Annotated in this window: 1 protein-coding gene and 1 pseudogene; both read right to left on the reverse strand. The window is 47.0% G+C overall.

Features of this window, described 5'->3' with window-relative positions:
* Positions 1-423 (reverse strand): annotated as a pseudogene (locus VIN08_RS09950) (malto-oligosyltrehalose trehalohydrolase); the annotation flags it as partial.
* Positions 401-2,587, reverse strand: coding sequence for a glycogen debranching protein GlgX (gene glgX, locus VIN08_RS09955; protein WP_331963943.1), 2,187 nt, complete (start codon positions 2,585-2,587; stop codon positions 401-403). The pseudogene VIN08_RS09950 and the gene glgX, both read right to left, overlap by 23 nt.
* Positions 2,588-2,698 lie beyond the last annotated feature (111 nt).

Genomic DNA, 2,698 nt, shown 5'->3' on the forward strand with positions numbered 1-2,698 from the left:
AGGAATTTTCTTTTCAATAGCACGAAATGTACCCTTATCGGTAAAGGTGCCTACGTGCAGCTCATAGAATATATATTCATCGATCGGTATATTTTTCCAGAGCTGGTCATTCCATTGAAAATGATTCAAATCAACAGCCTGCGAAGGTCCGTGTACGCCTTCAGGTTGCGAAAGCGATGCCGGATCAGGAAATTCTTTCTGATCGTCAAGCACAAAGCTGTACAGGTCGCCCGGGCGCAACAGGTTGGTTGTGCAAAGCCAATATCCATATTCCTGCTCCTGCAGTCGCAGCAATTTGTTATTGTCGAGCAGGCGCACGCATACCTTTTTTGCGTTCGGTGCCCACACAAGAATTTCAGCCGTTCCGTCTCCCCGGAAATTTACCCCTATCGAACGCTTACTATGTTCTGGATTTCTTATCATACACAATCGGGTGTCGCAGCAAAAGGATAGAACGTCCTTCTACTGATATTGTCTTAGTCGCATCATATATTTTCCCCTCACCTACTACACCCGTGGCTGTGTTCAGCAGCTCAGTCCATTCTTTACCATATTTTGCCGGTGGCAATTTATACTGCAATGCTTCGTGGTGTGCGTTGAAGATCAGATAAAAACTATCATCTGTTGTCTGCTCTCCCTTCGGGCCAAGTGTGTGTATACCTCTGCCATTGAGGAATACTCCCAGCGATTTGGCAAAATCGTGGCTCCAGTGTTCTTCGCTCATTTCTGTTCCATCAGGCAGAAACCAGGCTATATCTTCCAAACCTATACCTTTAATAGGCAGGCCCTGGAACCAGCGCCTTCTGCAAAACACCGGGTGGTTTTTGCGCAGGGCTATTAACTGCCGTGTAAATTCCAGCAGTTCACTATCCGCATCCTTCCAGTTGATCCACGATATCTCATTATCCTGGCAATACGCATTGTTGTTGCCTTTTTGTGTGCGGCTGATTTCATCGCCTGCGAGTAACATTGGTACGCCCTGCGAAAGAAAAAGTGTCGTCAACAGGTTGCGCTGCTGTTGCTTGCGCAATGCCAGTATAGCGGGATCTTTCGATAGTCCCTCTTCGCCGCAGTTCCACGAGCGATTATGATTTTCACCATCGTTGTTATCCTCGCCATTGGCTTCATTGTGTTTTTCGTTGTAAGACACCAGATCGTTCAGGGTGAAGCCGTCATGGGCCGTGATGAAATTTATACTTGCTGTAGGACTGCGATAATCGCCCTGGTATAGGTCTGAGCTGCCGGTAAGGCGCTGTGCAAACTCACCCAGCATGCTATCGGCCCCACGCCAAAAGTCACGCATACAGTCCCGGTATTTACCATTCCACTCTGCCCAGTCTGAAGGAAATTTACCTACCTGGTATCCACCTTCTCCTATATCCCACGGCTCCGCGATAAGCTTTACCTGCGATATAACAGGATCCTGATGAATAATATCAAAGAATGCACTGAGCTTGTTTACTTCATGCAGCTCGCGGGCCAGTGTAGAAGCTAAATCAAATCGAAAACCATCCACGTGCATTTCCAGTATCCAATAGCGCAGGCTGTCCATCATCAGGCGCAGTACGTTCGGAAGATTTGCGTTCAACGTATTGCCCGTTCCCGTAAAGTCCATATAGTAGCGCTTGTCTTCGTTTACCAATCGATAATAACATTCATTATCGACACCACGGAAACAAAGCGTAGGCCCCATGTGATTGCCTTCTGCCGTGTGGTTATATACTACATCGAGTATCACTTCAATGCCCGCCTTATGCATTTCCTTCACCATGTTCTTGAACTCGGTTACCTGCTCACCCAATACGCCACTGCTTGAGTAACGTACTTCCGGTGCAAAGAAACCAATGGTGTTATAGCCCCAATAGTTGGTAAGTCCTTTTTCAACCAGGTGACGATCGGCTATAAAATGATGCACTGGCATCAGCTCAACGGATGTGATGCCGAGATCTTTCAAATATTCAATTACTTTCGGATGAGCCAGCGCGGCATACGTGCCCCTTATATCTTCCGGTATATCCGGATGCAGCATGGTAAAACCGCGCACATGCATCTCATAAATAATAGTCTTGTGATAAGGAATCCGGGGTGGCTTGTCGCCTTCCCAATTAAACTGTTGATCCATTACCACGCACTTCGGTATGAAAGCAGCACTGTCGAGCTCACTATAGCTAAGATCTTCATCTGCATGCCCTACTTCATAACCAAAGAGCGAATCGTTCCATTCGATCTTTCCCGCTATAGCTTTAGCATAAGGATCGATCAGCAGTTTGAATGGATTGAAGCGTTGCCCATTCTTGGGTTCATACGGGCCTTTTACCCTGTATCCGTAGAGTTGCCCCGGTTTCAGATCCGGCATATAGACATGCCATACCTGGTGCGAGCGCTCAATCATTTTGATACGCGTATACTCTGCTTCGTCTTTAGGATTTTTAAAGAGACAGAGATCAACACCGGTGGCCTTGTCGGCATATAGTGCAAAATTTACTCCGTTACCGTCCCATGTCGCGCCTAGCGGATAGGGACTTCCCGGATATGATTTAAGTTTTTGTGTTGTTACAGGTTCAACATCCAGTTCATTAATGTTCATACGTATTCTCCAGGTTCATAGCCCATGTGGGAACGTGTAGCTTTCTTCTCCCTTCTTCAGATTGTATGGCCCCGGCTTTTTGATTGTTTACCGGATGGCGCTCGTGCTTGC

It is taken from the genome of Ohtaekwangia sp. (assembly GCF_036568665.1).
GTDB lineage: Bacteria > Bacteroidota > Bacteroidia > Cytophagales > Cyclobacteriaceae > Ohtaekwangia.

What these genes read in the sequence shown, in the direction of transcription:
- glgX (WP_331963943.1), bottom strand. Translation starts at nt 2,587, where the DNA reads ATGAACATTAATGAACTGGATGTTGAACCTGTAACAACACAAAAACTT.